The following is a 25,289-nucleotide window of genomic DNA, read 5'->3' as shown; positions in this document are numbered from 1 at the left end:
CCGGCTGCCGTGAGACTCCAGACCCAAGCGGCGCTGGCCGTGACCTCATCCCCGCCACCCGGTGCCCCTCCGCGGCGCCGGTGGCGGAGGAGACATATCCTCCTGGCGGTGCTGGTTCCGCTGCTGCTGCTGGCCGGGGCGCATGCCGCCTTGCTGTGGTGGATGAGCGGTCAGTTGCAGGCGGCGCTGGAGAACTGGGCGGCGCTGCGACGGGCCCAGGGCTGGCAGGTGGAATACGGCGCCCCCGAGCGCGCTGGCTGGCCTTTCGCCGCCACGCTGCGCCTGCCCGCCATGCGACTGGCCGCGGAGGGGCTGGAATGGCGGGCGGAGGCGCTGCGCCTGTCCGTCACGCCAGAGCATCACGACCGGCTGCGATTGGAGCCGGAGGGCGCGCAGCAGATTTCGCTGGGCGGACCGCCCATGCCGTTGCAGGCGGGGTCGCTCTCGGCCGTGCTGACGCTGGATGGCAGCGCTCCGCCCCTGGCCGGGGTGCTGGAGGGCACTGCGCTGCGGCTGGAAAGCCCCGCCGGCCCGATCGGGCTGGACCATCTGCAGGCCGCTTTCGATGCCAGCGGCCCGGATGCCACGGCCATGACCGCCCGGCTGCGCGGCCTGGCGCTGCCGGGCAATCAGCCGCTGGGGCCGAAGATCGAGGAGACCACGCTGCAGGCCCTGCTGCATGGCAGGCTGGATGGGTTCGGCCCCATCCGGCAGCGCGCGGCCGCCTGGCGCGACGCAGGTGGATGGGTGGAGGTGCAGGGGATGACGTTGCGCTGGGGCAGCATGGCCGCCAGCGCCGCCGCCACGCTGGCACTGGATGATGCGCTGCAGCCCAGCGGTGCCGGCACCCTGCGCGTGGCGAATCCGGGCGAGACGCTGGATGCCATGGCCGATGCCGGGCTGGTGCCGCCGCGCACCGCCGCCATGGCCCGCCGCATCCTGCCGCTGTTGACGCGGCTGGATGCCGGTGGCGGTGCGCCGGTGATCGAACTGCCGGTGACGCTGGAGGAAGGCGCGCTCAGCGCCGCGCGGATTCCGCTGCTGCGGCTGCGCCCGCTGGCCTGGCCATGAGCTGAACGGAAAAGGGGGCCTTCCGGCCCCCTTGTCGTGTTCAGGTATTCATCGCGTCGAAGAAGTCCTGGTTGGTCTTGCTGTATTTCAGCTTGTCCAACAGGAACTCCATCGCGTCCTGCGTGCCCATCGGGTTCAGGATGCGGCGCAGCACCCACATCTTGGACAGCGTGGCGCGGTCCACCAGCACTTCTTCCTTGCGGGTGCCGGATTTGGTGATGTCGATGGCCGGGAAGACGCGCTTGTCGGAGAGCTTGCGGTCGAGGATGAGCTCGGAGTTACCCGTGCCCTTGAACTCCTCGAAGATCACCTCGTCCATGCGGCTGCCGGTATCGATCAGCGCGGTGGCGATGATGGTGAGGCTGCCGCCTTCCTCGATGTTGCGGGCGGCGCCGAAGAAGCGCTTCGGCCGCTGCAGCGCATTGGCATCCACGCCACCCGTCAGCACCTTGCCCGAGGAGGGCACGACGGAGTTGTAGGCGCGGCCCAGGCGGGTGATGGAGTCGAGCAGGATGACCACGTCGCGCTTGTGCTCGACCAGCCGCTTGGCCTTCTCCAGCACCATCTCCGTGACCTGCACGTGGCGGGTCGCCGGCTCGTCGAAGGTGGAGGCCACGACCTCACCGCGGACGGTGCGGGCCATGTCGGTGACTTCCTCGGGCCGCTCATCGATCAGCAGCACGATCAGGAAGACGTCGGGGTGGTTGGCGCTGATGCTGCGGGCGATGTTCTGCAGCATCACGGTCTTGCCGGTGCGCGGCGGCGCCACCACCAGTGCGCGCTGGCCCATGCCGATGGGGGCGACGAGGTCAATCACGCGCGGCGTGTTGTCCTTCTGCATGCCCTTCGGCGGTGGCTCGGCATTCTCGTTCTCCATCTTCAGCCGGCGTGTCGGATAAAGCGGAGTGAGGTTGTCGAAGTTGATGCGGTGGCGGAGAGCCTCGGGCGGCTCGAAATTGACGGTATTGACCTTCAGCAGCGCGAAGTAGCGTTCGCCATCCTTCGGCGCGCGGATCTGGCCTTCCACCGTATCGCCGATGCGCAGGCCGAAGCGGCGCACCTGGGCGGGGGAGACATAGATGTCATCCGGCCCGGGCAGGTAGTTGGACTGTGGAGAGCGCAGGAAGCCGAAGCCATCCGGCAGGATCTCCAGCGTGCCATCGCCATGAATCGCCTGCTCATTTTCGGCGAGCTGCTTGAGAATGGCGAACATCATGTCCTGCTTGCGCAGGCTGGAGGCGTTCTCGATCTGGAGCGACTCGGCGAAAGCCAGCAGATCAGCGGGGCTTTTGGCCTTGAGTTCGGAGAGATGCATGGGCGGGACGCGTTCCGTTCCGGCGTAGAGCAGGGGACACTTCCCAAGGCGCGACCGAGAGGGTCTGCCCATGTGCGGCGAGCGCCCGAATGGGTGCGGCCGGCAATGTCCCGAAGAGGATCAAGGAGGGGAGTCGTGGCGGAATGCCAGACCAGAAGCCTGGAATGCCGCCATGGACGGGAAGCGCCGCAACGCTAGGGTCACAGCCACCACCACGTCAATGCACAAATAGAGGAAATCGGCGATTCTTCAAGGGGTTCAGGAAGAAATTCTCTGATTTCCGGCAGAAAAACAGACCGGAAGGATGCCGCCCCTCCGGCCTTCTATCCTGGACGGCATCTTCACCCGCCCGGACCGTTCCATCAGACCGGGGGCCGGCCACGGTATCCTGCCCGCCATGCACCATGGGTTCATCCATGAACATGGCGGGGCGGCAGGATATCAGCGTCCCAGGCCTTCCCAGAACTCGCGCACCTTGGCGAAGAAGCCTTCGCTTTCCGGGCTGCTCTTCTCGCGCTCGCTGGCCTCGGCCTCGAATTCCTCCAGCAGCTCGCGCTGGCGGGCCGAGAGGTTCTGCGGCGTTTCCACCGCGACCTGCACATACATGTCGCCGCGGGCTGCGGAGCGGAGGACGGAGAAGCCCTTGCCGCGCAGGCGGAACTGGTCGCCGGACTGGGTGCCGGCGGGGATGGTGACGCGCGCGCGGCCGCCATCGATCACCGGCACTTCCACCGCCTCACCCAGCGCCGCCTGCGTCATCCGCAGTGGGACGCGGACGAAGATATTGGCGCCGTCCCGCTGGAAGATCGGGTGCTGCTGGATGTTGATATCGACATAGAGATCGCCCGCCGGCGCGCCGCGCAGCCCGGCCTCGCCCTCGCCCGAGAGGCGGATGCGCGTACCGTCCTCCACCCCGGCCGGGATGGTCACGTTCAGCGTGCGCTCCCGCTGCACGCGGCCGGCGCCGTGGCAGACCTTGCAGGGGTTCTTCACCACGCGGCCGGTGCCGCCGCAGGTGGGGCAGGCGCGCTCGATCAGGAAGAAGCCCTGCTGCGCGCGCACTTTGCCGGCGCCGCCGCAGGTGCCGCAGGTCTGCGCCGCCGTGCTGCCGCCCTCGGCGCCCGAGCCGTTGCAGGCATCGCATTGCACGCCGGTCTGCACGCGCACCGTCTGCTTGCTGCCGGCGAAGGCCTCTTCCAGCGAGATCTGCACATCGGTGCGCAGGTCGGCGCCGCGGCCGGCAGCCTGGCCCTGGCGCTGCCGCCCGGCGCCGCCGCCGAAGCCGAACATCTGCTCGAAGATATCCTCGAAGCCGCCGCCGCCGAAGGGATTGCCGCCGCCGGCGCCCCCGCCGCCCATGCCACCCTCGAAGGCGGCATGGCCGTAGCGGTCATAAGCCGCGCGCTTCTCGGCGTCCTTCAGGACCTCATAGGCCTCGGAGCATTCCTTGAACTTGGCCTCGGCGCCCTTGTCGTCCCGGTTGCGATCCGGGTGGTACTTCATCGCCAGCTTGCGATAAGCCTTCTTCAGCTCATCCTCGCTGGCGCCCTGGGCGACACCCAGAACCTCATAGTAATCCCGCTTGGCCATAGCCGGGTCAGTCCCCCACTTCAGGGTCGATAAGACTACGCCCGGCTTCCGCGAGGAAGCCGGGCGCGACGCTTAATTCACCAGGAAGCCGCGCCTCAGCTGGGCTTCTTCTTGTTCGGGTCGACTTCCTCGAACTCGGCGTCGACCACCTTCTCGCCATTCGGCTGGCCCTGCTGGGCCTGGGCGCCCGGACCGGCCTGGCCCTCGGCGGCGCCCTCCTGCGGGGTGGCCTTGTAGATCGCCTCGCCGACCTTCATCGCGGCGGCGGAGAGACGCTCCGTCGCGCTGGTGATGGCGTCCAGATCCTCGCCGTCCTTGGCGGAGCGGGCGGCGGAGAGGGCAGCCTCGGCCTCGCCCTTCTCGGCCTCGGGGATCTTGTCCGCGTTCTCGCTCAGCGACTTCTCCGTGGTGTGGATCAGCGCTTCGAGCTGGTTGCGGGCCTCGACCGCGGCGCGGCGCTTCTTGTCCTCCTCGGCATGCGCCTCGGCGTCCTTCACCATCCGCTCGATGTCGGACTCGGACAGGCCGGACTTGGCCTGGATCTTGATCTGCGTCTCCTTGCCGGTGGCCTTGTCCTTGGCCGAGACGGAGACGATGCCGTTCGCGTCGATGTCGAAGGTCACCTCGATCTGCGGCACGCCGCGCGGGGCCGGCGGGATGCCCTGCAGGTCGAAGTTGCCCAGCAGCTTGTTGTCCGCCGCCATCTCGCGCTCACCCTGGAACACCTTGATGGTGACCGCGGTCTGGTTGTCGTCGGCGGTGGAGAAGGTCTGGGACTTCTTGGTCGGGATCGTGGTGTTGCGGTCGATCAGCCGGGTGAAGACGCCGCCCAGGGTCTCGATGCCCAGGCTCAGCGGGGTCACGTCCAGCAGCAGCACGTCCTTGACATCGCCCTTCAGCACGCCGCCCTGGATGGCGGCGCCGATGGCGACCACCTCGTCCGGGTTCACGTTCCGGGCGGGGTCCTTGCCGAAGAAGTTCTTAACGGCCTCGATGACCTTGGGCATGCGGGTCATGCCGCCGACCAGGATCACCTCGTCCACCTCGTTGGCGGCGAGGCCGGCATCCTTCAGCGCCTGGCGGCAGGGCTCCAGGGTGCGCTGCACCAGGTCGTCAACCAGCGCCTCCAGCTTCGCGCGGGTCAGCTGCAGCACCAGGTGCTTCGGGCCGGACGCGTCGGCGGTGATGAAGGGCAGGTTGATCTCGGTCTGCTTGGCCGAGGACAGCTCGATCTTCGCCTTCTCGGCGGCCTCCTTGAGGCGCTGCAGGGCGAGCTTGTCGCCGCGCAGGTCGATGCCGTTCTCCTTCTTGAACTCATCGGCCAGGTAGTCGATCACGCGCTGGTCGAAGTCCTCGCCACCCAGGAAGGTGTCGCCGTTGGTGGACTTCACCTCGAAGACGCCGTCGCCGATCTCGAGGATGGAGACGTCGAAGGTGCCGCCGCCGAGGTCATAGACCGCGATGGTGCCGGCGTGCTTCTTGTCGAGGCCGTAGGCGAGGGCGGCCGCCGTCGGCTCGTTGATGATGCGCAGCACTTCCAGGCCGGCGATGGCGCCGGCTTCCTTGGTGGCCTGGCGCTGGCTGTCGTTGAAGTAGGCGGGGACGGTGATGACCGCCTGCGTCACCTTCTCGCCGAGGTAGTTCTCGGCGGTTTCCTTCATCTTGGACAGCACATTGGCGCTGATCTGCTGCGGCGCCATCTTCTGGCCGCCGGCCTCGACCCAGGCATCGCCATTGTCGGCGCGGATGATCTTGAAGGGGACGAGGCCCGCTTCCTTCTTGACCATGGCGTCGTCGAAACGGCGGCCGATCAGGCGCTTGACGGCATAGAGCGTGTCGTTCGGGTTGGTCACGGCCTGGCGCTTGGCGGCCTGGCCGACCAGGCGCTCACCCGACTTGGTGAAGGCCACCATGGACGGCGTGGTGCGCGCGCCCTCAGCGTTCTCCAGCACCTTGGCCTCGCCGCCTTCCATGATGGCGACGCAGCTGTTGGTCGTGCCGAGGTCGATGCCGATGACTTTGCTCATCCGAATTCTCCTTCTGGCGGACGGGGGCGGCCCGATCGAGGCGCCGCGCCCATCCCCGGCTTGCTATGTAGCGGATGGGGTGGAAGGGGCCGGCCGTTCCCGTGAAGGAACGCCGGTTTCGGTTTCCGATGTATTGGCCCGCAGCCCCCCGGACAAGACCAGCCGGCCAGCCATGCGCAGAAATTGTGCAGGGCGGAAGGCGGCAGGGGCGGGCCGGGGCGGCCTCAGGCCCGGCCGGGTCAGGCGGTTTCCGACACGCCGCCGGCCACCACGACCATGGCGGGCTTCAGCAGGCGGCCGTTCAGCGTCCAGGCGGGGGTCCAGGCCTGGATCACGGTGCCGGCGGCCATGCCTTCCGGCGCCGGCTGCTGCGCCATCGCCTGGTGCAGTTCGGGGTCGAAGGGCTGGCCGGCGGGGTCCTGCTTCACCACGCCGTTGCGCTCCAGGATGGTGATGAAGTTGCGCTCCACGCCCTCGAAGCCGCCGCGCAGCTTCGTCAGCAGCTCCGGCTCATCCTCGGCGGGGGCGGGCAGGGCGTCCAGGCCACGGCGCAGGTTCTCGGCCGTCTCCACCACGTCGCGGGCGAATTTCTGCACGGCGTATTGCCGGGCATCCTCCACCTCGCGCTTCGTGCGGGCGCGCAGGTTCTGCATTTCCGCCTCCGAGCGCAGCCAGCGATCCTTCAGCTGCGTCACCTCCGCCTCCAGCTCGGCGATGCGCGCCATGGCATCTGCGGGCTGCTGCGGGGCCTCCGGCGTCTCGGTCCCGGGGGAGGGATTGGTGGTCTGCTCGTTCATCGGGTGATCATTCTTCATGGTCATGGGGGAGCGGGGGAACCCCGGTCTGCCTCACCACCTAGGGGCGGAGGGGCCTGGGAACAAGTTACCGCGCGGCAGCATCCGGCAGGCGGAGCGCGGCCGCACCTTGACCCCACGGTTTAAGATGGCATCTCCAACCCCATCATGCAGCCCCCCTCCGCCCGACCTAAGCTCGCGATCGTGCTGTTCAACCTCGGGGGGCCGGATTCCCCTGAGGCGGTGCGGCCTTTCCTGACCAATCTCTTCACCGACCCCGCCATCCTGCGCCTGCCCGGCTTCGTCCGGCAGCCGCTGGGGCGCTTCGTGGCCTGGCGCCGCACCAAGGCGGCGAGCGAGAACTACGCCATCCTCGGCGGCCGCTCCCCGCTGCTGCCTCTGACGGAGGAGCAGGGCGCCGCCCTGCAGGCCGCGATTGGCGGCGATGTGGAGGCGCGCTGCTTCATCGCCATGCGCTACTGGCACCCGTTCTCCGAGGCCACCGCGCGGGCCGTGAAGGACTGGGGCGCCGAGGAGGTGGTGCTGCTGCCGCTCTATCCGCAGTTCTCCACCACCACGACCGGCTCCTCCATGGCGGCCTGGGATGAGGCCTGCGCCTCGGTCGGCCTCTCGCTGCCCACCCGCACCCTCTGCTGCTGGCATTCCGACGAGGGCTTCGCCACCGCCACCGCCGCCATCCTGCGGCGCGCCCATGACGAGGCGCGGGCGCAGCTGCCGCCGGGAAAGGGGCTCCGCATCCTCTTCTCCGCCCATGGGCTGCCCGAGACCATCGTGAAGCAGGGCGACCCTTATCAGTGGCAGGTGGAGCGCAGCACCGCCGCCGTGGTGGAGGCGCTGGAGGCCGGGGGGCTGGCCCCGGACCGGCTGGACTGGCAGATCTGCTACCAGTCCCGCGTCACGCCGCAGAAATGGCTGGGCCCCTCGACGGAGGAGGCGCTGCACAAGGCGGCCGCCGACGGCGTGGCCGTGCTGGTCCATCCCATCGCCTTTGTCTCCGAGCATTCGGAGACGCTGGTGGAGCTGGATGTGGAATACAAGGAACTGGCGCATAAGCTGGGCGTGCCCGGTTATTTCCGCTGCCCCACCCAGAACAGCGACCCCGCCTTCATCCGGGCGCTGGCCGCGCTGGTCGGCCGGGTGCGGGAGGCGGGCAACCGCAGGCTCTGCTCCTTCGCGGGCGGGCGGCAGTGCCCGAAGGTCCATTCCGGCTGCCCGCATACGGGCGTGAAGCCCCCCCGTGCCGAGAAGGTGCCCGCATGACCCGACGCCCCTCCGCCGTTCTCTTCGATTGCGACGGCGTGCTGGCCGACAGCGAGCAGCTGGTGAACGGCATCGTCGCCGAGGACCTGACCGCGCGCGGCTGGCCCGTGACGGTCGAGCAGTGCAAGGGCATCTTCCTCGGCCGCTCCATCCCGGACATGGTGCCGCTGATCGAGCGCCAGGTGGGGCCGCTGCCGCCGGAATGGCCGGCCGAGCTCTCCGCGCTGATCGCCCGCCGGATGCGGGAAGACGCGCCGCCCATGCCGGGGGCGATGGCGGTGGTGAAGGCGCTGGCCGAGGCCGGCATCCCCATGGCCTGCGCCAGCAATTCCGGGCGGGATGAGCTGGAGGCCAAGCTGGAGGGGCTGAAGCTGATGCCTTTCTTCGAAGGCCGCGTCTTCTCCTACCAGGACGTGCCGAACCCCAAGCCGGCGCCGGACATGTATCTGGCCGCCGCCGCCGCCTGCGGGGCCGATCCGCGCGACTGCGTGGTGGTGGAGGACAGCGCGCTGGGCGCCAGCGCCGGGGTAGCCGCCGGCTGCCGCGTGCTGGGCTTCGCGCATGAGACCCCCGCCGCGCTGCTGGAGGCCCAGGGCGCCGAGCCCTTCCACAGCATGGAGGAACTGCCGCGCCTGCTGGGGATCGCATCATGACGATCGACGCGCTCGCCGCCTTCTATCCCTGGACCAAGGCGCTGCACCTGATCTCGGTCTTCGCCTGGATGGCCGGGATGTTCTACCTGCCGCGCCTCTACGTCTATCACACCGCCGCGCCGGTGGGCTCGGAGCGCAGCGAGATGCTGAAGGTGATGGAGCGCCGCCTGCTGCGCGCCATCATCAACCCCGCCATGATCGCGGCCTGGATCTTCGGGATCATGCTGGTGCTGACGCCCGGCGTCGTCGACTGGTCGGCCGGATGGTGGCACGGCAAGATGCTGGGCTTCCTGCTGATGAGCGCCTTCCACGGCCATCTGGCCGTCGCGCGCAAGAGCTTCGAGCGGGATGAGCGGAAGCATTCGGAACGCTACTGGCGCATCGCCAACGAGGTGCCGACGCTGCTGCTGATCCTGATCGTCATCATGGTGATCGTGCGGCCGTTCTGAGGGTGGTCCAGGGCGGCTCCGCCCCGGACTCCGCTGCGGGTCCGCCGGCGCGGCGGGCCCGGCCTCGCCCCGGCTTGACGGAAGCCCCCCCGCCGCGACACTTCCGCCCCGCATCCGCAACCGAGGGCCAGCCACCATGACCACGCTCCGCATCGGCATCGCCGGCATTTCCGGCCGCATGGGCCGCCTGCTGGCCGAGGAGGTCCTGGCGGCCGGGGAGCATCTCTCGGGCGGCACCGCGCGCGGCGGGGCCGCGGAGGGAGCGGTGCTCTTCAGCGACGCCGGGGCGATGTTCGCCGGCAGCGACGTGGTGATCGACTTCACCCATGCCGAGACCTCGGCCATGCATGCGGCGCTGGCGGCCAGTCACCGCCGGCCACTGGTGCTTGGCACCTCCGGGCTCTCGGTGGAGCAGGAGGCGGCGGTGGCCGAGGCGGCGAAGATCGTGCCCATCGTCCATGCCGCCAATTTCGCGCCGGGGGTGAACCTGCTCTTCGCCCTGGCCGAGCGCATGGCCGCCGCCCTGCCGCCCGAGCAGTATGATGCCGAGATCGTCGAGATGCACCACCGCCAGAAGGTGGACGCACCCTCCGGCACCGCCATCGCCCTGGGCCGGGCGGTGGCGCGGGGGCGTGGCACGACGCTGGAGGAATGCGGCACCGAGAGCGGCCGTGACGGCCATACCGGCCCCCGCCGGACCGGCTCCATCGGCTTCGCGGCGCTGCGGGGAGGGCAGGTGGTGGGCGACCATACCCTGCTCTTCGCCGCGGGGGCGGAGCAGATCGCCCTGACCCACCGTTCCTTCGACCGGCGCGTCTATGCCACTGGCGCGGTGCGGGCGGCGCGCTGGGTCGCCAGCCAGCCGCCGGGCCTCTACGACATGAAGCATGTGCTGGGCATGGGCTGAGGCCGGCGCCACGTCCTTGTGGGGCCGCCCCGGCAGCCGGGGCCGAATGGCCGGGCGTCGGGCGGGCACAGCCAGCCCCTGGGGCCGCGCATGCCAAACCCGTCCCTATGCGCCCTTGACCCCTTATGCCGCCCCTGCGAAACAGCCACGCCCGGAATTCCGGGGGATAGCCAGGCCGGGGCAAGCCGGTCGCCATCGCGACAAGAGGACGATAAGGCCATGCGCGACAAGGGCGAATACCAGTTTACCTCGGAATCCGTTTCCGAAGGCCATCCCGACAAGGTCGCGGACCGCATCAGCGACACGGTGCTGGACGCCTTCCTGGAAGCCGACCCCTATTCCCGCGTGGCCTGCGAGACGCTGGTCACCACGAACCGCATCATCCTGGCCGGCGAGACCCGTGGCCCCGGCAGCGTGACGCATGAGCTGCTGGCGCATCTCGCCCGCATGGCCGTGCATGACATCGGCTACGACCAGGAAGGCTTCTCCTGGCGCAATGCCGAGATCTCCGTCCATCTGCACGCGCAGTCCGCCCATATCGCGCAGGGCGTGGACGCGGCCGGCAACAAGGACGAAGGTGCCGGCGACCAGGGCATCATGTTCGGCTATGCCTGCACCGAGACGCCGGACCTGATGCCGGCGCCGCTGTATTACTCCCACCTCATCCTGCGCCGCATCGCCGAGCTGCGCCGTTCCAAGGACAAGACGGTCGCCGGCCTGCTGCCGGACGCCAAGTCCCAGGTGACGCTGCGCTATGTGGACGGCAAGCCGGTCGGCGTGACCTCTGTCGTGGTCTCCACCCAGCATGAGGAGGGGATGACGCAGGAGCAGGTGCGCGAGCTGGTGCGCCCGATCGTCGCCACCTCCCTGCCCGAGGGCTGGACGGTGCCGGAGGACGAGTTCTACGTGAACCCGACCGGCACCTTCGTGATCGGCGGCCCCGATGGCGACTGCGGCCTGACGGGGCGCAAGATCATCGTCGACACCTATGGCGGCGCGGCCCCGCATGGCGGCGGCGCCTTCTCCGGCAAGGACCCGACCAAGGTGGACCGCTCGGCCGCCTATGCCTGCCGCTACCTCGCCAAGAACGTGGTGGCCGCGGGCCTGGCCGAGAAGTGCACCATCCAGGTCTCCTACGCCATCGGCGTCTCCAAGCCGCTCTCGGTCTATTTCGACCTGCACGGCACCGGCCGCGACATCGACGAGACCAAGCTGGCCAAGGTCGTCAACGGGATGGTCAACCTTTCCCCGCGCGGCATCCGGGAGCACCTGCACCTGAACCGCGCGATCTATGTGCCGACCTCCGCCTACGGCCATTTCGGCCGCACGCCGGATGCCGACCTCGGCACCTTCACCTGGGAAAAGACCGATCTGGCGGATGAGCTGAAGCGCGCCTTCAACCGCTGATCCCTTCCTGAGTTCGTGACCGTGGGGGGTGGTGCCGGCCGGCGCCGCCCCCTTTGACGTAATGGGCCTCTGCCGCATGACCGACGATACCGCCGCCAATCCCCCGCCGGTGCCCGACCGCCTCTATGGCCGCCGGCGCGGCCACCCGCTGCGGCCGCGCCAGCAGGCGCTGCTGGAGGTGACGCTGCCCCGCCTGCAACTCTCGCCCGAGGATGCCGCCAGCGGTCCCGCCCGCGCCTTCGCCGCGCCGGTCGAGGAGGTCTGGCTGGAGGTGGGCTTCGGCGGCGGCGAGCACAGCTACGCGCAGATGCAGGCCAACCCGAAGGTGGGGCTGATCGCCTCCGAGGTCTTCGAGAACGGCATCTGCTCCCTGCTGACGCGGCTGGTGCCGGAGGGCGGGGAGGGCACGGCGCCGCTGCCGCCCAACCTGCGGCTCTGGACCGAGGATGCGCGGCGGCTGCTGCGGATGCTGCCGGAGGGCAGCCTGTCGCGCCTCTTCCTGATGTTCCCGGACCCCTGGCCGAAGGCGCGGCACGCCAAGCGGCGCTTCGTCCATCCCTCCATCCTGCCGGTGCTGGCGGCGGCCATCCGCCCCGGCGGCCAGTGGCGCATCGCCACCGACGACCCGACCTACCAGCAATGGGTCATCGAGGTGATGGGGGCGCAGGATCTGTTCGAGCAGGTCTCGCTGGACACGACGCGGCCGGAGGGCTGGCCGCCGACGCGCTACGAGGCCAAGGCCCTGCGCGAGGGGCGGCAGCCGATGTACTGGGTCTGGCAGCGGCGCTGAGCGCCCGGAGCCTCAGCCGCTTCCGCCTTCCCTCTATACCCGGTCAGGTAAATCGCCGTGACCGGGACCGGCTTCAGAGCCGGCGCAGCAGTACGACGCGGTTGGTATTGGTGCCGGCCGTGTTGTTGGCCACGCCCCAGCAATTGGCGGTCTTGGTGAAGGCCTGGTCGTGCACCAGCACGCCCAGGCGCTCGAAGGGCAGGCCCTCGGCCGCCTGCCAGACCAGCCGCTCCAGCAGCAGCCGGCCGCGCCGTACCTCGCCTACCTCGAAGGCCAGGTGCCCGCCGGGGCGCAGGATGCGCGCCTGCTCGGCCAGCACCGCCCGCACCATGGCCGTCCAACCGGCCTCGCCCCGGTGCATGGCGATGGGGACGGCGGCGGCGTCGATGCCGGCGAACCAGCAGCGCAGCCAGTTGTCGGCGGCGTATTGCACCACGTCCAGGAAGGGCGGCGAGGTCACTGTCAGCGCCACGCTGCCGGCGGCAATGGCGGGGGTGGCGGCGGCCGGACCGGTGCAGAGCAGGGCGGGCGGATGCGCGGGCGGCGGGCCATCGGCCAGCAGGGCGCGCGATTTCTTCAGGATGAGGGCGGCCACCTCCCGCCGCGGCGGGGTGAGGCCCAGCCGCGTGTTGATCCGCCGCTGCGCCCGCACCGAGACCGCCTGGTTGGGGGGCATGGAGCGGCCGGAGAAGAAGCCGGGGGAATGGCCGCTGAGGCGGTTGATGGCGACCATGCGGATCCAGTCCTCCACCGGGTCCGGCTCCCCGAGCGTGAGCGGTGCGCGCGCCAGCAGCCAGCCGCGCAGCGCCATCAGCTGGCGCAGCGTCTCCGGGTGGTAGAAGGCCAGCAGGTCCTCCGGCGCTTCCCCGCCCTCCGCCCAGGGCACCTCCCGCAGCCGTTCCGCCACGGCGTCCAGGGCCGGCGGGTTCAGGCGCGGCCGGGCCAGCAGGGTGGAGAGGGGGTTGATGTCGTTGCCCAGCGGCCGGCGGCCCATCAGCGCCGCCTGCACGGGGGTGGTGCCCCGGCCCATGAAGGGGTCGTGCACCGCCTCGCCGGGGGTGGTCAGGCGGGCGATGAAGAATTCCGGCAACTGGGCCTTGAAGCAGGCGCGGTAGCTGACCTCGTGCAACGAATGCGCCTGACGCTGCCGCACGGTCCAGAAGGCATTGACCCAGTAGGGGATGCCCTCCTCCACCAGACTCTCGGTCCGGCGGCCATGTCCCTCGAAGGCGCGGACCTGCGCGGCGATGTCACCGGCCCCTGCCACCGGGGCGGGCGGGGGCGGCAGGATTGCGGCAGTCGCCATCGGCGCTCTCTCGGGCTCTGTCCCGCCCCAGCCCTAGCATCGCCGCCGCACCGGTACAAGCCTGGAGGCGCCCGCTGGTGCGAACCCCTGGCCAGCAGGGGCCGATCGCCGCTAACCCTGGCATCTCTGGAGTGAAGGAGAACCGCGGCATGACCGTTCCTACGTCCCGGCGCGCGGCGGCGGCGCATCCCTCGAAGCGCCTGGCGGCGGCCATCGCGGGCTGGCACCGGGCGCTGCTCAACGCGCAGGCGGCGGGCCATCCGGCGGGTGGAAACCCCTATGCGCTGCTGCAGGCGGTGATGCATGACCCTGATTTCGCCTGGCTGCGCCGGCTGAGCGACCTGATCCTGCGGATCGACGAGGCCAATGCCAAGGGCGCCACGCCTTCGCCCGAGGCCGTGCAGGGCTTCCTGGCCGACCTCATGGCCCTGACCGAGGGTGAGGACGCCGATTTCCATGCCCGTCAGCAGCGCTTCCTGCTGCGGCCGGAGGTGGCTTCGGCCCGTGCCGCCGCGCAGGCCGCGCTGGACGAATTGCGGCAGGCCACGCAGCAGTGACCATCATCACCGAGGCAGAGGTGGAGGAAGCCGAGGCCGCGCTGCGCGAGGCGACGCTGACCGGAGACGTGGTGTCGCTGGACGGGCTGCTGTCGGAGGCGCTGATCTTCACCGACCAGACGGGGCGGGTGATCGGCAAGTCCGAGGATATGGAGGCGCATCGCACCGGCCTGCTGCGGCTGACCCGGGTGCAGGTCTCGGAGCAGGAGATCCGCCTGGCGGGCAATGCCGCCGTGGTGACGCTGCGGGCCGAGCTGGCGGGCACCTGGGATAGCAATGCCTTCGTCGGCGCCTTCCGCTACACCCGCGTCTGGCGGCGGGAGGAGGCCGGGCTGCGGGTGCTGGCGGCGCATTGCTCGGGTGCGGCGGTGGCCTGAGGCGGGTGCTGAACCCGGCCTCGCCCCTGGCCCGGCTGCTGGAGGGGCCGCTGCGCCCAGGGCGGCTCTGCTGGATCGGGCTGCGCCCGGCCCGGCGGGCGGCGATGGAGGTGGTGGCGGCCGCCGGGCTGCGGGCCGGGCAGGGGCTGGCGGGCGACCGCTATGCCGGGCGGGAGGGCGCGCGGCAGGTGACGCTGATCCAGGCCGAGCATCTGGCGGCCATCGGCGCCTATCTGGGCCTGGAGGGGCCGGCGGCGCCGGAGCGGCTGCGGCGCAACCTCGTCATTTCCGGCCTGAACCTGCTGGCGCTGAAGGGCCGGCGCTTCCGCCTGGGCGGCGCGCTGCTGGAAATGAGCGGCGAATGCCACCCCTGTTCCCGCATGGAGGAGGAATTCGGCCCCGGCGGCTACAATGCCGTGCGCGGCCATGGCGGCATCACCGCGCGGGTGCTGGAGGACGGCGCCATCCGGCTGGGCGATGCGCTGACGCGGGAGAAGAGTTGAGGGGCGCCGCTCCGCCCGCAGCCCGGTGTCAGCCCGGCGCGCGCAGCACCAGCACGCGGGCGGCGCCATGCACCCGCTCCGCCAGGATCTCGAAGCCCGGCAGTTCCGGCGTCTCCTCCCGCCCCACCTCGGCGCAGATCAGCGCGGCGGGAGCGATCCACCCCGCCGCACCCAGGGCCGAGAGGGCGCGGGGCACCAGATCCTGGGCATAGGGCGGGTCCAGGAAAATGAGGGAGCAGGGGGTGGCGGCACGCGGCGGGCGGGTGGCGTCGGCCACCAGGACCTTCGCAGCCTCCTCCTCCCGGCAGGCGGCGATATTGGCGCGCAGGGCGGCCAGCGCCGCGCGGTCCTTCTCGATGAAGCTGGCCGAGGCCGCGCCGCGGGAGAGCGCCTCCAGCCCCAGCGCGCCGGTGCCGGCGAAGGCATCCAGCACCGCCTGCCCCTCCACCGCCGCGCGGCCGGCCCAGGGGGCGTGCCAGAGCATGTCGAACAGCGCCTGCCGCATCCGCTCGGAAGTCGGGCGGGTGGCGGCACCGGCAGGCGCGGCGAGCTTCCGGCCGCGATGGCGGCCGGCGACGATCCGCATCGCCCGCTAGTCGCGCGGGCGGCGCGCGGCGCGGGTGCCGGGCTTCGGCCCGCCCGCCTTGGCCCCGCCACCGCGCGAGGGGCGCGGCGGGCCGTCGAGCCCGAGGGAACGGGCGGCATTGCGCGCGCGCGGGATCTTGGGCTGCGGCGGCTTGGCCGGGCGGTTGCGGGCGATGGGCTCCGGCAGCGGCTCGGCCGGCCTGGGCGCCGCCTCCGCCGCCAGATCCACGCCACGCTTCACGCGCGGCGGCGCCTCCAGGCCCAGCTGCTCCCGCAGCACCTTGGCGTTCACTTCCTCCACCGCGCCCTTGGGCAGGGTGCCGAGCTGGAAGGGGCCATAGGCCACGCGGATCAGCCGCGTCACGGTCAGGCCGAGATGCTGCAGCACCCGCCGGACCTCGCGGTTCTTGCCTTCCTTCAGGCTGACCGTCAGCCAGGAATTGGTGCCCTGGCGGGAATCGAGCCCGGCCTCGATCGGCCCATAGGCCACGCCGTCGATGGTCACGCCGCGCGCCAGCTGCGCCAGCGCCTTCTCGTCGACGAAGCCGTGCACGCGGGCGCGGTAGCGGCGGATCCAGGCATTGCCCGGCAGTTCCAGGCGGCGGGAGAGGGCGCCGTCATTGGTCAGCAGCAGCAGCCCCTCGCTGGTCAGGTCCAGCCGCCCGACCGAAACGAGGCGCGGCAGACCCGCCGGCAGTTCCTCGAAGACCGTGCGGCGGCCCTCGGGGTCCTTATGGGTCGTCACCAGCCCGTCGGGCTTGTGGTAGCGGAACAGCCGCGTGCGCTCCGGCGCGCCCACGGGATTGCCGTCGAGGCTGACGCTGTCGCCCTCGGCCACGAAGGTGGCGGGGCTTTCCACGGTCTCGCCATTCAGGCGCACGCGGCCCTCGGCCACCAGCTTCTCGGCATCCCGGCGGCTGGCGACGCCGGCGCGGGCCAGCCATTTGGCGACGCGCTCGCCGCGCGCGCCGGTCTCGGGGGTGTTGTCGTCCTCGCTCATCGCGCGGCCTCCACGAAGGCATCGAAAATGCGGGGATCGGCGGGGTCCACGGCATATTCCGGGTGCCACTGCACGCCCAGCGCGAAGCGGTAGCCGGGATGCTCGATCCCCTCGATCACCCCATCCGGCGCCACCGCGTTGACGATGGCGCCGTTGCCCGGCCGCTCCACCGCCTGGTGATGCGCGGAATTGACGGCCATCCGCGCCGTGCCGGCGATGCGCTCCAGCAGCGTGCCGGCGGCGATCTCCACCTCATGGCCCGGCTCGGTGCGGGGGTTGGGCTGCTCATGCGCCAGGGCATCGGCGATGCTGTCGGGGATGTGCTGGACCAGCGTGCCGCCGAAGGCGACCGCCAGCAGCTGCTCGCCGCCGCAGATGCCCAGCACAGGGATGTCGCGGGCGAGCGCGCCGCGCGTCACCGCCAGCTCGAAGGCGGTGCGGCCGGCCTTCAGCGAGACGGTCGGATGCGCCGGCCCCCCGCCATAGAGCGAGGGATCGACATCGAAGGCGCCGCCGGTGACCAGCAGACCGTCGATCCGCTCCAGATAGGCCTCGGCCAGTTCCGGCTCATGCGGCAGGGCGACCGGAAGCCCGCCGGCGGCGGCGATGGCGGAGAGATAGTTCTGGCGGATGGCGTACCAGGGCAATTTGGACCAGCCGCCCGCTGGTTCCGCATCCAAGGTTACGCCGATCAGGGGAAGCTTACGCATGGGGCGGTTGCTAGACCGTGGCGAGGGCTGCGACAAATACTATTCCACGCCGGCTGTCCCCCATGTGCGGCGGGCTTACCCTTTCCCTGGCCGCATCGCGGCAGAAGGAGGCATGCGATGTTCGATCTCACCGGCCGGCGCGCCGTGGTGATGGGCGGCAGCCGCGGCATCGGCCGCGCCATCGCGCTGGGCCTGGCGCGGGCCGGCGCGCGCGTCGCCGTCTGTGCGCGTGGCCTGGCCGGGCTGGAGGCCCTGCGCCCCGGGCTGGGGGAGGGCGCCTATGCCGCCCCCTGCGACCTGGCCGATGCCGATGCCATCGCCCGCTTCATCCCCGAGGCCGCCACCGCGCTGGGGGGCATCGACATCCTGGTGAACAATGCCTCCGCCTTCGGCGAGAGCCATGACGAGGAAGGCTGGGCGGCCTCCTTCGCCGTGGACGTCATGGCGGTGGTGCGCGCCAGCCAGGCCGCCGAGCCCTTCCTGGCCGAGGCCGCGCCGGGCATCGAGGGCGGCAGCGCCATCGTCAACATCACCTCCATCGCCGCCCTGCGCTCCCCCGGCCGGGCCGAGCCCTATGGCGCGGCCAAGGCGGCGGTGGTGCATCTGACCGGCAACCAGGCCCGCGTGCTGGGCCGCAGGGGCATCCGCGCCAATGCCGTCGCCCCCGGCTCCATCGAGTTCCCGGAGGGGCTCTGGGACCAGCGGCGCCGGGCCGATTCGCCGCTCTACCGGGCCACCCTGGCCAATATGCCGCGCGGCCGCCTCGGAAGGCCGGAGGAGGTGGCGGATGTCGTGCTCTTCCTGGCCTCGCCCGCCGCGCGCTGGGTGACCGGGCAGAATATCGTCGTCGATGGCGGGCAGCTGCTCGGTCCGTGACGCCTATCGAGATCGCGCTGGAGGAAGCCCGCGCCGCCGCCGCGCGGGGGGAGGTGCCCGTGGGGGCGGTGGTGACGGATGCCGCCGGCACCGTGCTGGGCCGTGCCGGCAACCGCGTGGAGGAATGCCACGACCCCAGCGCTCATGCCGAGATCCTGGCCCTGCGCGCCGCCGCCGCCGCCCGCGGCAGCCCGCGCCTGCCCGACTGCACCCTGACCGTGACGCTGGAGCCCTGCCCGATGTGTGCCCAGGCCGCCAGCTTCTTCCGGGTGCGGCGCGTGGTCTTCGGGGCCTACGACCCCAAGGGGGGCGGGGTGGAGCATGGCGCGCGCATCTTCCAGGCCTCCTCCTGCCACCATGCGCCGGAAGTCATCGGCGGGGTGCGGGAAGGCGAATGCGCCGGGCTGCTGCGGGATTTCTTTTTGCGGCTGCGCTAGGCGTAGCCGCGCGGTTCCGCTCAGGGCGGGCCTCTCCACGCCGCCGCCGTCGGCCGGCCTTCGTGAGAAACGATATATACTCGTAACAGTTGTAAGCCTGGACTTTACGGTTGTGGATCTTTCTCCGGCCGCGATTCAGTTAATACACTGAATTAAAACAGAAAAAACATCTGGCACATTGTTTGCTCTAGCTGAGCGCAGGACCGTAATGGTTCGGTCTCGGAAGGGTTTCCGCCCGCGAGATAAACATTGTCAGAGGGACTTCCCATGCGTTCCAAGATTCTGGGCCTCGCCGCCGCCGCCGCCGTAACAGTCGCGAGCATGGCGACCGCCATGGCCGCCCCCGTAAACTTCACCGTCACCGGTGGCTCCTGGTCGGTGGGCTCCGGTTTTGGCACGGGCAACAGCCAGCTCGACGTGACCTTCAGCAGCCTGGTGACGGCGCAAAGCTTCTCGCTCAACCAGGGCCAGACCGCTTCGTTCCTGTTCGGCAGCGCCACCCTGAACGAGACCTGCATCAACAGCGGGAACACGATTGCCGACGTCCTCTCCGGCTGCGGCGTCGGCGGCAGCGAGCTGGACAACCTCGGCGTGACGGCCAACCTGACCTTCACCAGCCCGCTGGCCTCGACCGTCCAGAGCGTCGCGATCACCGGCGCCATCGCCGGCCCCGTGAACGATCTGTTCGAGCCGCCCCTGCGGATCACCGACTTCTTCATCGACTTCAACCCGGTGACCGTCAACTTCGGCGAGGGCGGCGAGTTCGTGCTCAACCTCTCCGACCTGTACTTCAGCTCCACCGGCACCATCACCAACGCCGCCAGCGTGACCCTGACCGCCACCCCGGTCCCGGAGCCCGCCTCCATGGCGCTCTTCGCGATGGGCCTGCTGGGCCTGGGCGCCGTGCACCGCGCCCGTAGCCGCGCGGCCTGACGCAGACTTGGCCGGATGCCGTTGAGGCATCCGGCCGTCATCGTGCTTTGATGGGGTGACTGCCCCGGCCAGGGGCACCGGCCCCTCCCGGACCCCGCTTCCGACCCCGCTCCGCTCAATGGAGCAAAGATGCTGAACCCGGCATATCCACGGGTTTCAGGTGGGGACGGAAGGCCGGGGCATCCTGCTCCGGCGCCCTGGCCTTCCGGCGAGATGCCGGTGCCACGGGCGTCCGGCGGATGGCGCTCCGCCCCGGCCGCGCCCTCAGCACTCCCTCCGAAGTCGCCCGCGCCTCCTCAGAAATCGCTGACGCGTCCCTTACGTTCCCAGTCCCCGAAGCGGGTCGGTTCCGGCCCCGCCGGGCCGCCGATCTCCGGCGGCATCGGGGCGGGCTTCGCGGGTTTCGGCGCCTCAGGCTGGGTCGCCGTCTCGGCGGGGTTCGGGCTGGCCGGCGTGGCGGCCTCTTGTTCAGGCTTCGTCATGCGCAACATCTGGGGTGCGAAGGCCGGAACGGAAAAGGGGTCATGGGCGGATATCTGCGAACAACCATCCTGCTGGCGGCGATGACGGCGCTTTTCGTGGCGGTCGGCGGGATGCTGGGCGGGCGGAGCGGCATGATGGTGGCGCTGGCCGTGGCCTGCGCGACCAATCTCTTCGCCTGGTGGGGCAGCGACAAGATGGTGCTGCGGATGTACAACGCGCATCCGATCGGGCCGCAGGACGCGCCGGCGCTCTGGCGGATGACGGAGGCCCTGGCCGCGCGGGCGGGGCTGCCGATGCCGGCGCTCTATCTGATCCAGGAACGCCAGCCGAATGCCTTCGCCACCGGCCGCAACCCGCAGAACGCTGCGGTGGCGGTGAATACCGGCCTGCTGGAGCTGATGCCGGAGGATGAGGTGGCGGGCGTCATCGCCCATGAGCTGACGCATATCCGCAACCGCGACACGCTGATCATGACCGTCACCGCCTGCCTGGCGGGCGCCATAGGTATGCTGGCGCAGTTCGGCTGGCTGTTCGGCGGGGCGCGGGACCGGGAGCGGGGGCCGGGCCCGCTGGTGGGGCTGCTGATCATGCTGCTGGCGCCGCTGGCGGCGGCCATCGTGCAGATGGCCATCAGCCGGGCGCGGGAATACGAGGCCGACAAGGGCGCTGCCGAGATCACCGGCAACCCCGCGGGCCTCGCCAATGCGCTGATGCGGCTGGAGCAGGGGCGGGTCCTGCCGAACCCGGAGGCCGAGTCCAATCCGGCGACGGCGCATATGTTCATCATCAACCCGCTCTCCGGCGCGCGGATGGACGGGCTGTTCTCCACCCATCCCCGCACCGAGAACCGCGTGGCGGCGCTGATGGAGATGGCGCAGCGGATGGGCGGCCCGCGCGGTGGCTGGAGCGGCCCGGCCAGCGCGGCGCCGATGCGCGGCTCCGTGCCGGGCACCGGCCGGGGCGGGCCCTGGTCGCGCGGCGCGGCGCGGCCGGCGGCGCGGCCGCCACGCGGCCCCTGGGGCTGAAGCACCGTCGGGCCGGGGCGCCCGCGGCGCCGGCCTCGGGTCGGCCGGCTTTCAGGCTCCACCGGCCGATTTCGGCCTGTCCCGTTCTGGCCTATGCTGGCCTCCGGGCGGGCTGCCACCGCTCGCGATGTCTCCGGAGAACCCCATGCGCCGCCGCATGCTGCTCGCTGCCCCGTTGGTCGCTTCCCCCTTGCTGCTGCCCGCGGCGGGTCCCGTCTCCGCCCAGCCGGCGGGGGTGGTGCTGGAGGAATTCCTGGTGCCCTCCGGCCCGGGCATCCAGCTCTATCTGCGGAACAAGCGGCCGGAGGGGGCGACGACGGCGCGGGCGGACCGGGTGGTGCTCTGTGTCCATGACGGCACCTTCCCCGCCAGCACCAGCTTCGACCTGTCGGCGGGCGGCGTCTCCTGGATGGATTACATGGCCGGGCGCGGCTTCGATGTCTGGTGCCTGGACCTGCGGAATTACGGCCGCTCGACTCGGGAGGCGGCGATGGGCCAGCCGCCGGGCGGCCAGCCGCTGACCCCCAGCCGGGATGCCCTGGCCGATATCGCCGCCGCCGCCGCCTTCATCCGCGAGAAGCTGGGCGTGCCGAAGCTGGTGCATCTGGGCTGGGGCTGGGGCGCCGGGCTGATGGGGCGCTTCGCCACCGAAAATGCCGCGCTGGTGGACCGCCTGGTGCTCTATGCGCCGGAATGGCCGGCGGAGGCCAGGCCCGCTCAGGCCAGTGCTTCCCAGGCCAATGCGTCCCAGGCCAATGGCGCGGCCCGGACGGCGCCGGGCCTGCCCTCCTACCGCAGCCTGACCCGGGCCGAGGTACGCGCCCGCTGGGTGGAAGGGGTGCCGGACAACCGGCGCGGCGCCCTCTTCCCCGCCGGCTGGTACGAGCACTGGGCCGACACCACCTTCGCCGCCGACCCGGAAGGGGCGCGGCAGGTGCCTTCCGTGCTGCGGGTGCCGAATGGCGCGGCGGCAGAGCGGCAATCCGGCCAGCCGCCTTTCGACGCCGCCAGGGTCACGGTGCCGACCCTGATCACCCTGGCGGAATGGGACCACGAGGCGCCGGCCGCCCAGGCCCTGGCCCTGTTCCAGGCCCTGACGGCCGTCCCCTCCAAGCGGATGGTGCTGCTGGGGGAGGGGACGCATGGGATCATGCTGGAGCGGAACCGTGGTGCGCTTTTCCAGGCGGTGCAGGTCTTTCTCGAAGAGGGTTTGACGGGCTAAACGGTCACTCTTTTGCCAACTCTGTTGCGGTCGGCCGGCGATACACTTAGATAGGTGTCGTCGACTGGTTTGGCTTTGCGCCTCGTGCCTGGCCGTTCGTGCATCGTGCCTGGTGCCCGTCCATCAAGTTGATCCGTCGTGCATGTCGTGCGTCGGCAATACTTTTTCTCACGGAGCACCCCGATGACCATCGGTACCGTCAAGTGGTTCAACACGACCAAGGGTTTTGGCTTCATTCAGCCGGAGGACGGCTCGAAGGATGTGTTCGTGCACATCTCCGACGTCCAGCGCGCCGGCCTGCAGGGCCTGAACGAAGGCGAGCGCGTCGAGTTCGAGCTGCAGCGTGGCCGCGACGGCAAGGTTTCCGCCGGTAACCTCCGCCGCACCTGAGCGATAGACGGGTCATGCGCTGCTGCGCGTGACCCTCTTCCGGCCGGGCGCTTCCTGCCCAGGGTCCGTCCCGGCCGGCTGCACAGCCTTCCTTGGCGGTGCATCCGCGCGCCAGAGCGGCGCGCTGTGACAATGCCCTCTGGCTGCGGACCGCCCGCCCCTGCCACCGAGACGGGAGCATCCACCCATGGCACGTACCCCGAACTACAATCAGCAGCGTGCTGATCGCGACCGCGCCAAGCAGGCCAAGGCCGCCGAGAAGCAGCGCGAGCGCGAGCAGCGCAAGGCCGAGCGCGATACCACCGCGACGACCGACCAGCCGCTGCCCCCGCCTGAGTCCGAAGACCAGGCATAAGGCCGCCGCTGTCCTGGCGGCAGGAGTTCACTATGGCTGCCAAGCAGCGGAATACCGGCACCTGGGTGCTGTTCGATGTCCTCTACGCCGATGGCTCCCGCCGCTCGAATCGCAAGGTGCCGGCGGAGCTGCTGGGCGGGCTGGATGGCGATGAGCCGGCGCGCAAGCTGATCGAGAGCCAGGACGAGGAAATCGCCAAGGCTTCCGGGCAGCCGCGCCAGCCTATCGCGGCGCTGACGCGCACGCCGCTGCCCAAGCCTGAGCCCCGGCCCGGGGCGGCGAAGCACGGCAAGGCACGCTGAACCTCCGCCTTCTCCTCTTCCTCCCGGATTGACAGCCACCGACCCCAGGCGGAGGCTGATGCAGGGAGAGAAGAGGACGAATGGCCGATGGACCAGACCAAGAAGCAGTTCAGGCTTCGTAGCCAGCGTTGGTTCGACGACCCGGAAGACCCGGGCATGACCGCGCTCTATATCGAGCGCTTCCTGAATTTCGGCATGACGCGGGGTGAGTTGCAGTCGGGCAAGCCGATCATCGGCATCGCCCAGACCGGCAGCGACATCGCGCCCTGCAACCGCCACCACCTGGCCCTGGCCGAGCGCGTGAAGGCCGGTATCCGCGACGCCGGCGGCATTCCCCTCGAATTCCCGATCCATCCGATCCAGGAGACCGGCAAGCGCCCGACGGCGGCGCTGGACCGCAACCTGGCCTATCTGTCGCTGGTGGAGATCCTGCACGGCTATCCGCTGGATGGCGTGGTGCTGACCACCGGCTGCGACAAGACGACGCCCGCCTGCCTGATGGGCGCGGCCACCGTGAACATCCCGGCCATCGTGCTCTCCGGCGGGCCGATGCTGGACGGGCACTGGAAGGGGCGGCTCTCCGGTTCCGGCACCATCGTCTGGGAAGCGCGCAAGCAGCTCGCGGCCGGCGAGATCAACTACGACGGCTTCATGCAGATGGTGGCCTCTTCCGCCACCTCCGTCGGCCACTGCAACACCATGGGCACGGCGCTGTCGATGAACTCGCTGGCGGAGGCGCTGGGCATGTCGCTGCCGGGCTGCGCCAGCATCCCCGCCGCCTATCGCGAGCGCGGACAGATGGCGCACGCCACGGGCATGCGGATCGTGGATATGGTGCGGGAGAACCTGCGCCCCAGCGACATCATGACGCGTGAGGCCTTCGAGAATACCATCGTCCTGGCCAGCGCCATCGGCGCCTCCTCCAATTGCCCGCCGCACCTCGTGGCCATCGCCCGCCACATGGGCGTGGAGCTGACCACCGAGGACTGGCAGGCCATCGGCGCCGATATCCCGCTGCTGGTGGATTGCCAGCCGGCCGGCCGCTTCCTGGGCGAGGCCTTCTATCGCGGCGGCGGCGTCCAGTCCGTGATGAAGGAGCTGTACGACGCCGGCAAGCTGCATGGCGGCGTGAGGACCGTCAGCGGCAAGACCCTGGCCGAGGACCTGGAGCGGGCGCCGCTGCCGGACCGCGAGGTGATCCGCGCCTATGACACGCCGCTGAAGGAACAGGCGGGCTTCGTCGTGCTCTCCGGCAATCTCTTCGACAGCGCGGTGATGAAGGTCAGCGTCATCGACAAGAAGTTCCGTGAACGCTTCCTCTCCGACCCCGAGGATGTCTTCGAGGGCAAGGTCATCGTCTTTGAGGGGCCGGAGGATTACCACGACCGCATCGAGGACCCCGAGCTGGGCGTGGACGAGCATACCGTGCTGGTCATCCGCAACTGCGGCCCGGTCGGCTATCCCGGCAGCGCGGAGGTGGTGAACATGCAGCCGCCGGGCGCCATGATCAAAGCCGGCATCGACAGCCTGCCCACCATGGGCGACGGCCGGCAGAGCGGCACTTCCGCCTCTCCCTCCATCCTCAATGTCTCCCCGGAAGCCGCGGTGGGTGGCGGGCTGGCGCTGCTGAGGTCGGGCGACCCGATCCGCATCGACCTCAAGACCCGCAAGGTGGACGTGCTGATCCCGGCGGAGGAGATGGAGGCCCGCCGCGCCGCCTGGACGCCGCCCAAGCTGCTGAACAAGACGCCCTGGGAGGAGATCTACCGCTCCATGGTCGGACAGCTCGGCACCGGCGGCTGCCTGGAGCCGGCGACGCTCTACCTGAACATCCTGGAGACGCGCGGCGAGAGCCGGCACAACCACTAAGGCAGGCGGGGAGCAAGGCCGGGGAATGAATTCCCCGGGCCCCTTCTTTTTTCTTCGAATCGGGGTGCGCCTGTT

27 protein-coding genes and 1 pseudogene are annotated in these 25,289 nt (G+C 70.5%); 19 read left to right on the top strand and 9 right to left on the bottom strand.

The window, feature by feature from the left end:
- The first annotated feature begins 108 nt into the window (after positions 1-108).
- On the top strand, positions 109-1,071 hold the full coding sequence (locus IAI58_RS01485; protein WP_207448035.1) for a DUF2125 domain-containing protein: 963 nt from the start codon (positions 109-111) through the stop codon (positions 1,069-1,071).
- Positions 1,072-1,111: 40 nt separating this feature from the next.
- Here the strand turns inward: IAI58_RS01485 and rho are convergent, their stop codons facing one another.
- From rho to IAI58_RS01465, 4 genes are all read right to left on the bottom strand, one after another.
- Complete coding sequence (gene rho / locus IAI58_RS01480) at positions 1,112-2,386, bottom strand: transcription termination factor Rho (RefSeq protein WP_207448033.1); 1,275 nt, start codon at positions 2,384-2,386, stop codon at positions 1,112-1,114.
- A 441-nt stretch (positions 2,387-2,827) separates the two neighbouring features.
- The gene (gene dnaJ, locus IAI58_RS01475; protein ID WP_207448031.1) at positions 2,828-3,976 is read right to left on the bottom strand and encodes a molecular chaperone DnaJ; all 1,149 of its coding nucleotides are present in this window, start codon (positions 3,974-3,976) and stop codon (positions 2,828-2,830) included.
- A gap of 95 nt (positions 3,977-4,071) precedes the next feature.
- Positions 4,072-6,003, bottom strand: a complete 1,932-nt coding sequence (dnaK, locus tag IAI58_RS01470) for a molecular chaperone DnaK (RefSeq protein WP_207448030.1) — start codon at positions 6,001-6,003, stop codon at positions 4,072-4,074.
- A 239-nt stretch (positions 6,004-6,242) separates the two neighbouring features.
- Positions 6,243-6,824, bottom strand: coding sequence for a nucleotide exchange factor GrpE (locus IAI58_RS01465; protein WP_207448029.1), 582 nt, complete (start codon positions 6,822-6,824; stop codon positions 6,243-6,245).
- 141 nt (positions 6,825-6,965) lie between these two features.
- On the opposite strand from IAI58_RS01465, the gene hemH reads away from it, so the two are divergent.
- The 6 genes from hemH to trmB all read left to right on the top strand — a co-directional run bounded on the left by hemH (position 6,966) and on the right by trmB (position 12,284).
- Complete coding sequence (gene hemH / locus IAI58_RS01460) at positions 6,966-8,078, top strand: ferrochelatase (RefSeq protein WP_207448028.1); 1,113 nt, start codon at positions 6,966-6,968, stop codon at positions 8,076-8,078.
- Positions 8,075-8,731, top strand: a complete 657-nt coding sequence (locus IAI58_RS01455; protein WP_207448027.1) for an HAD family hydrolase — start codon at positions 8,075-8,077, stop codon at positions 8,729-8,731. The genes hemH and IAI58_RS01455 overlap by 4 nt, the downstream gene beginning before the upstream one ends.
- Positions 8,728-9,180, top strand: coding sequence for a protoporphyrinogen oxidase HemJ (hemJ, locus tag IAI58_RS01450; protein WP_207448026.1), 453 nt, complete (start codon positions 8,728-8,730; stop codon positions 9,178-9,180). The genes IAI58_RS01455 and hemJ overlap by 4 nt, the downstream gene beginning before the upstream one ends.
- A gap of 136 nt (positions 9,181-9,316) precedes the next feature.
- The gene (gene dapB / locus IAI58_RS01445) at positions 9,317-10,087 is read left to right on the top strand and encodes a 4-hydroxy-tetrahydrodipicolinate reductase (protein ID WP_207448025.1); all 771 of its coding nucleotides are present in this window, start codon (positions 9,317-9,319) and stop codon (positions 10,085-10,087) included.
- Between the two features lie 219 nt (positions 10,088-10,306).
- Complete coding sequence (gene metK, locus IAI58_RS01440; protein WP_207448024.1) at positions 10,307-11,494, top strand: methionine adenosyltransferase; 1,188 nt, start codon at positions 10,307-10,309, stop codon at positions 11,492-11,494.
- Between the two features lie 76 nt (positions 11,495-11,570).
- Entirely contained in the window at positions 11,571-12,284 is a 714-nt protein-coding gene (trmB, locus tag IAI58_RS01435) for a tRNA (guanine(46)-N(7))-methyltransferase TrmB (protein WP_207448023.1), read from the top strand.
- 73 nt (positions 12,285-12,357) lie between these two features.
- Here the strand turns inward: trmB and IAI58_RS01430 are convergent, their stop codons facing one another.
- On the bottom strand, positions 12,358-13,590 hold the full coding sequence (locus tag IAI58_RS01430) for a DNA methyltransferase (protein WP_207448021.1): 1,233 nt from the start codon (positions 13,588-13,590) through the stop codon (positions 12,358-12,360).
- A 149-nt stretch (positions 13,591-13,739) separates the two neighbouring features.
- Here IAI58_RS01430 and IAI58_RS01425 point away from each other — a divergent pair, with 149 nt between their 5' ends.
- Genes IAI58_RS01425 through IAI58_RS01415 form a run of 3 tightly spaced genes read left to right on the top strand, consistent with a single transcriptional unit; the run spans position 13,740 to position 15,027 of the window.
- Positions 13,740-14,147, top strand: a complete 408-nt coding sequence (locus tag IAI58_RS01425; RefSeq protein ID WP_207448019.1) for a hypothetical protein — start codon at positions 13,740-13,742, stop codon at positions 14,145-14,147.
- Entirely contained in the window at positions 14,144-14,524 is a 381-nt protein-coding gene (locus IAI58_RS01420) for a nuclear transport factor 2 family protein (RefSeq protein WP_237182891.1), read from the top strand. The genes IAI58_RS01425 and IAI58_RS01420 overlap by 4 nt, the downstream gene beginning before the upstream one ends.
- 5 nt (positions 14,525-14,529) lie before the next feature.
- Complete coding sequence (locus IAI58_RS01415; protein ID WP_207448017.1) at positions 14,530-15,027, top strand: MOSC domain-containing protein; 498 nt, start codon at positions 14,530-14,532, stop codon at positions 15,025-15,027.
- A 28-nt stretch (positions 15,028-15,055) separates the two neighbouring features.
- On the opposite strand, the gene rsmD is transcribed toward IAI58_RS01415, so the two are convergent.
- From rsmD to IAI58_RS01400, 3 genes and pseudogenes are all read right to left on the bottom strand, one after another.
- Entirely contained in the window at positions 15,056-15,613 is a 558-nt protein-coding gene (gene rsmD / locus IAI58_RS01410) for a 16S rRNA (guanine(966)-N(2))-methyltransferase RsmD (RefSeq protein ID WP_207448016.1), read from the bottom strand.
- 231 nt (positions 15,614-15,844) lie between these two features.
- Positions 15,845-16,612, bottom strand: a pseudogene (locus tag IAI58_RS01405) (pseudouridine synthase); the annotation flags it as partial.
- Positions 16,609-17,322 (bottom strand): gamma-glutamyl-gamma-aminobutyrate hydrolase family protein, encoded by a 714-nt coding sequence (locus tag IAI58_RS01400; protein WP_207448014.1) that lies wholly within the window; start codon positions 17,320-17,322, stop codon positions 16,609-16,611. The pseudogene IAI58_RS01405 and the gene IAI58_RS01400, both read right to left, overlap by 4 nt.
- A gap of 117 nt (positions 17,323-17,439) precedes the next feature.
- On the opposite strand from IAI58_RS01400, the gene IAI58_RS01395 reads away from it, so the two are divergent.
- The 3 genes from IAI58_RS01395 (at position 17,440) to IAI58_RS01385 (ending at position 19,568) form a co-directional block, all read left to right on the top strand.
- Positions 17,440-18,198 (top strand): SDR family NAD(P)-dependent oxidoreductase, encoded by a 759-nt coding sequence (locus IAI58_RS01395; RefSeq protein ID WP_207448013.1) that lies wholly within the window; start codon positions 17,440-17,442, stop codon positions 18,196-18,198.
- On the top strand, positions 18,195-18,635 hold the full coding sequence (locus IAI58_RS01390; protein ID WP_207448012.1) for a nucleoside deaminase: 441 nt from the start codon (positions 18,195-18,197) through the stop codon (positions 18,633-18,635). Before IAI58_RS01395 ends, IAI58_RS01390 begins: the two co-directional genes overlap by 4 nt.
- A gap of 267 nt (positions 18,636-18,902) precedes the next feature.
- Positions 18,903-19,568, top strand: a complete 666-nt coding sequence (locus IAI58_RS01385; RefSeq protein WP_207448011.1) for a PEP-CTERM sorting domain-containing protein — start codon at positions 18,903-18,905, stop codon at positions 19,566-19,568.
- Positions 19,569-19,864: 296 nt separating this feature from the next.
- On the opposite strand, the gene IAI58_RS01380 is transcribed toward IAI58_RS01385, so the two are convergent.
- Positions 19,865-20,050: a succinate dehydrogenase assembly factor 4 gene (locus IAI58_RS01380; protein WP_207448009.1), complete on the bottom strand. Its 186-nt coding sequence runs from the start codon at positions 20,048-20,050 to the stop codon at positions 19,865-19,867.
- A gap of 42 nt (positions 20,051-20,092) precedes the next feature.
- On the opposite strand from IAI58_RS01380, the gene htpX reads away from it, so the two are divergent.
- The 6 genes from htpX (at position 20,093) to IAI58_RS01350 (ending at position 25,214) form a co-directional block, all read left to right on the top strand.
- Positions 20,093-21,076, top strand: coding sequence for a zinc metalloprotease HtpX (gene htpX / locus IAI58_RS01375; protein ID WP_208776002.1), 984 nt, complete (start codon positions 20,093-20,095; stop codon positions 21,074-21,076).
- Between the two features lie 145 nt (positions 21,077-21,221).
- A complete protein-coding gene (locus IAI58_RS01370) occupies positions 21,222-22,298 on the top strand; it encodes an alpha/beta hydrolase (protein ID WP_207448005.1) in 1,077 nt (358 codons plus the stop codon).
- Positions 22,299-22,481: 183 nt separating this feature from the next.
- Complete coding sequence (locus IAI58_RS01365) at positions 22,482-22,688, top strand: cold-shock protein (RefSeq protein WP_207448003.1); 207 nt, start codon at positions 22,482-22,484, stop codon at positions 22,686-22,688.
- Positions 22,689-22,875: 187 nt separating this feature from the next.
- Positions 22,876-23,043, top strand: coding sequence for a hypothetical protein (locus IAI58_RS01360; protein ID WP_207448001.1), 168 nt, complete (start codon positions 22,876-22,878; stop codon positions 23,041-23,043).
- 32 nt (positions 23,044-23,075) lie between these two features.
- Complete coding sequence (locus tag IAI58_RS01355) at positions 23,076-23,345, top strand: hypothetical protein (RefSeq protein WP_207447999.1); 270 nt, start codon at positions 23,076-23,078, stop codon at positions 23,343-23,345.
- Positions 23,346-23,432: 87 nt separating this feature from the next.
- Positions 23,433-25,214 (top strand): IlvD/Edd family dehydratase, encoded by a 1,782-nt coding sequence (locus IAI58_RS01350; RefSeq protein WP_207447997.1) that lies wholly within the window; start codon positions 23,433-23,435, stop codon positions 25,212-25,214.
- The last annotated feature ends 75 nt before the right edge of the window (positions 25,215-25,289 follow it).

The sequence above is a fragment of the Roseomonas marmotae genome (genome assembly GCF_017654485.1).
Classification (GTDB): Bacteria; Pseudomonadota; Alphaproteobacteria; order Acetobacterales; family Acetobacteraceae; genus Pseudoroseomonas; species Pseudoroseomonas marmotae.
The sequence above is the reverse complement of the archived record's forward strand: the minus strand, read 5'-3'. Positions and strand labels throughout refer to the sequence as shown.

Coding starts and splice junctions, on each gene's coding strand:
- hemJ (WP_207448026.1), top strand. CDS start 8,728: ATGACGATCGACGCGCTCGCCGCCTTCTATCCCTGGACCAAGGCGCTG.
- IAI58_RS01425 (WP_207448019.1), top strand. CDS start 13,740: ATGACCGTTCCTACGTCCCGGCGCGCGGCGGCGGCGCATCCCTCGAAG.
- hemH (WP_207448028.1), top strand. CDS start 6,966: ATGCAGCCCCCCTCCGCCCGACCTAAGCTCGCGATCGTGCTGTTCAAC.
- IAI58_RS01455 (WP_207448027.1), top strand. CDS start 8,075: ATGACCCGACGCCCCTCCGCCGTTCTCTTCGATTGCGACGGCGTGCTG.
- IAI58_RS01395 (WP_207448013.1), top strand. CDS start 17,440: ATGTTCGATCTCACCGGCCGGCGCGCCGTGGTGATGGGCGGCAGCCGC.
- IAI58_RS01365 (WP_207448003.1), top strand. CDS start 22,482: ATGACCATCGGTACCGTCAAGTGGTTCAACACGACCAAGGGTTTTGGC.
- IAI58_RS01385 (WP_207448011.1), top strand. CDS start 18,903: ATGCGTTCCAAGATTCTGGGCCTCGCCGCCGCCGCCGCCGTAACAGTC.
- IAI58_RS01465 (WP_207448029.1), bottom strand. CDS start 6,824: ATGACCATGAAGAATGATCACCCGATGAACGAGCAGACCACCAATCCC.
- IAI58_RS01355 (WP_207447999.1), top strand. CDS start 23,076: ATGGCTGCCAAGCAGCGGAATACCGGCACCTGGGTGCTGTTCGATGTC.
- metK (WP_207448024.1), top strand. CDS start 10,307: ATGCGCGACAAGGGCGAATACCAGTTTACCTCGGAATCCGTTTCCGAA.
- trmB (WP_207448023.1), top strand. CDS start 11,571: ATGACCGACGATACCGCCGCCAATCCCCCGCCGGTGCCCGACCGCCTC.
- dnaK (WP_207448030.1), bottom strand. CDS start 6,003: ATGAGCAAAGTCATCGGCATCGACCTCGGCACGACCAACAGCTGCGTC.
- IAI58_RS01400 (WP_207448014.1), bottom strand. CDS start 17,322: ATGCGTAAGCTTCCCCTGATCGGCGTAACCTTGGATGCGGAACCAGCG.
- rho (WP_207448033.1), bottom strand. CDS start 2,386: ATGCATCTCTCCGAACTCAAGGCCAAAAGCCCCGCTGATCTGCTGGCT.
- IAI58_RS01380 (WP_207448009.1), bottom strand. CDS start 20,050: ATGACGAAGCCTGAACAAGAGGCCGCCACGCCGGCCAGCCCGAACCCC.
- IAI58_RS01350 (WP_207447997.1), top strand. CDS start 23,433: ATGGACCAGACCAAGAAGCAGTTCAGGCTTCGTAGCCAGCGTTGGTTC.
- IAI58_RS01370 (WP_207448005.1), top strand. CDS start 21,222: ATGCGCCGCCGCATGCTGCTCGCTGCCCCGTTGGTCGCTTCCCCCTTG.
- rsmD (WP_207448016.1), bottom strand. CDS start 15,613: ATGCGGATCGTCGCCGGCCGCCATCGCGGCCGGAAGCTCGCCGCGCCT.
- IAI58_RS01430 (WP_207448021.1), bottom strand. CDS start 13,590: ATGGCGACTGCCGCAATCCTGCCGCCCCCGCCCGCCCCGGTGGCAGGG.
- IAI58_RS01360 (WP_207448001.1), top strand. CDS start 22,876: ATGGCACGTACCCCGAACTACAATCAGCAGCGTGCTGATCGCGACCGC.
- dnaJ (WP_207448031.1), bottom strand. CDS start 3,976: ATGGCCAAGCGGGATTACTATGAGGTTCTGGGTGTCGCCCAGGGCGCC.
- dapB (WP_207448025.1), top strand. CDS start 9,317: ATGACCACGCTCCGCATCGGCATCGCCGGCATTTCCGGCCGCATGGGC.
- htpX (WP_208776002.1), top strand. CDS start 20,093: ATGGGCGGATATCTGCGAACAACCATCCTGCTGGCGGCGATGACGGCG.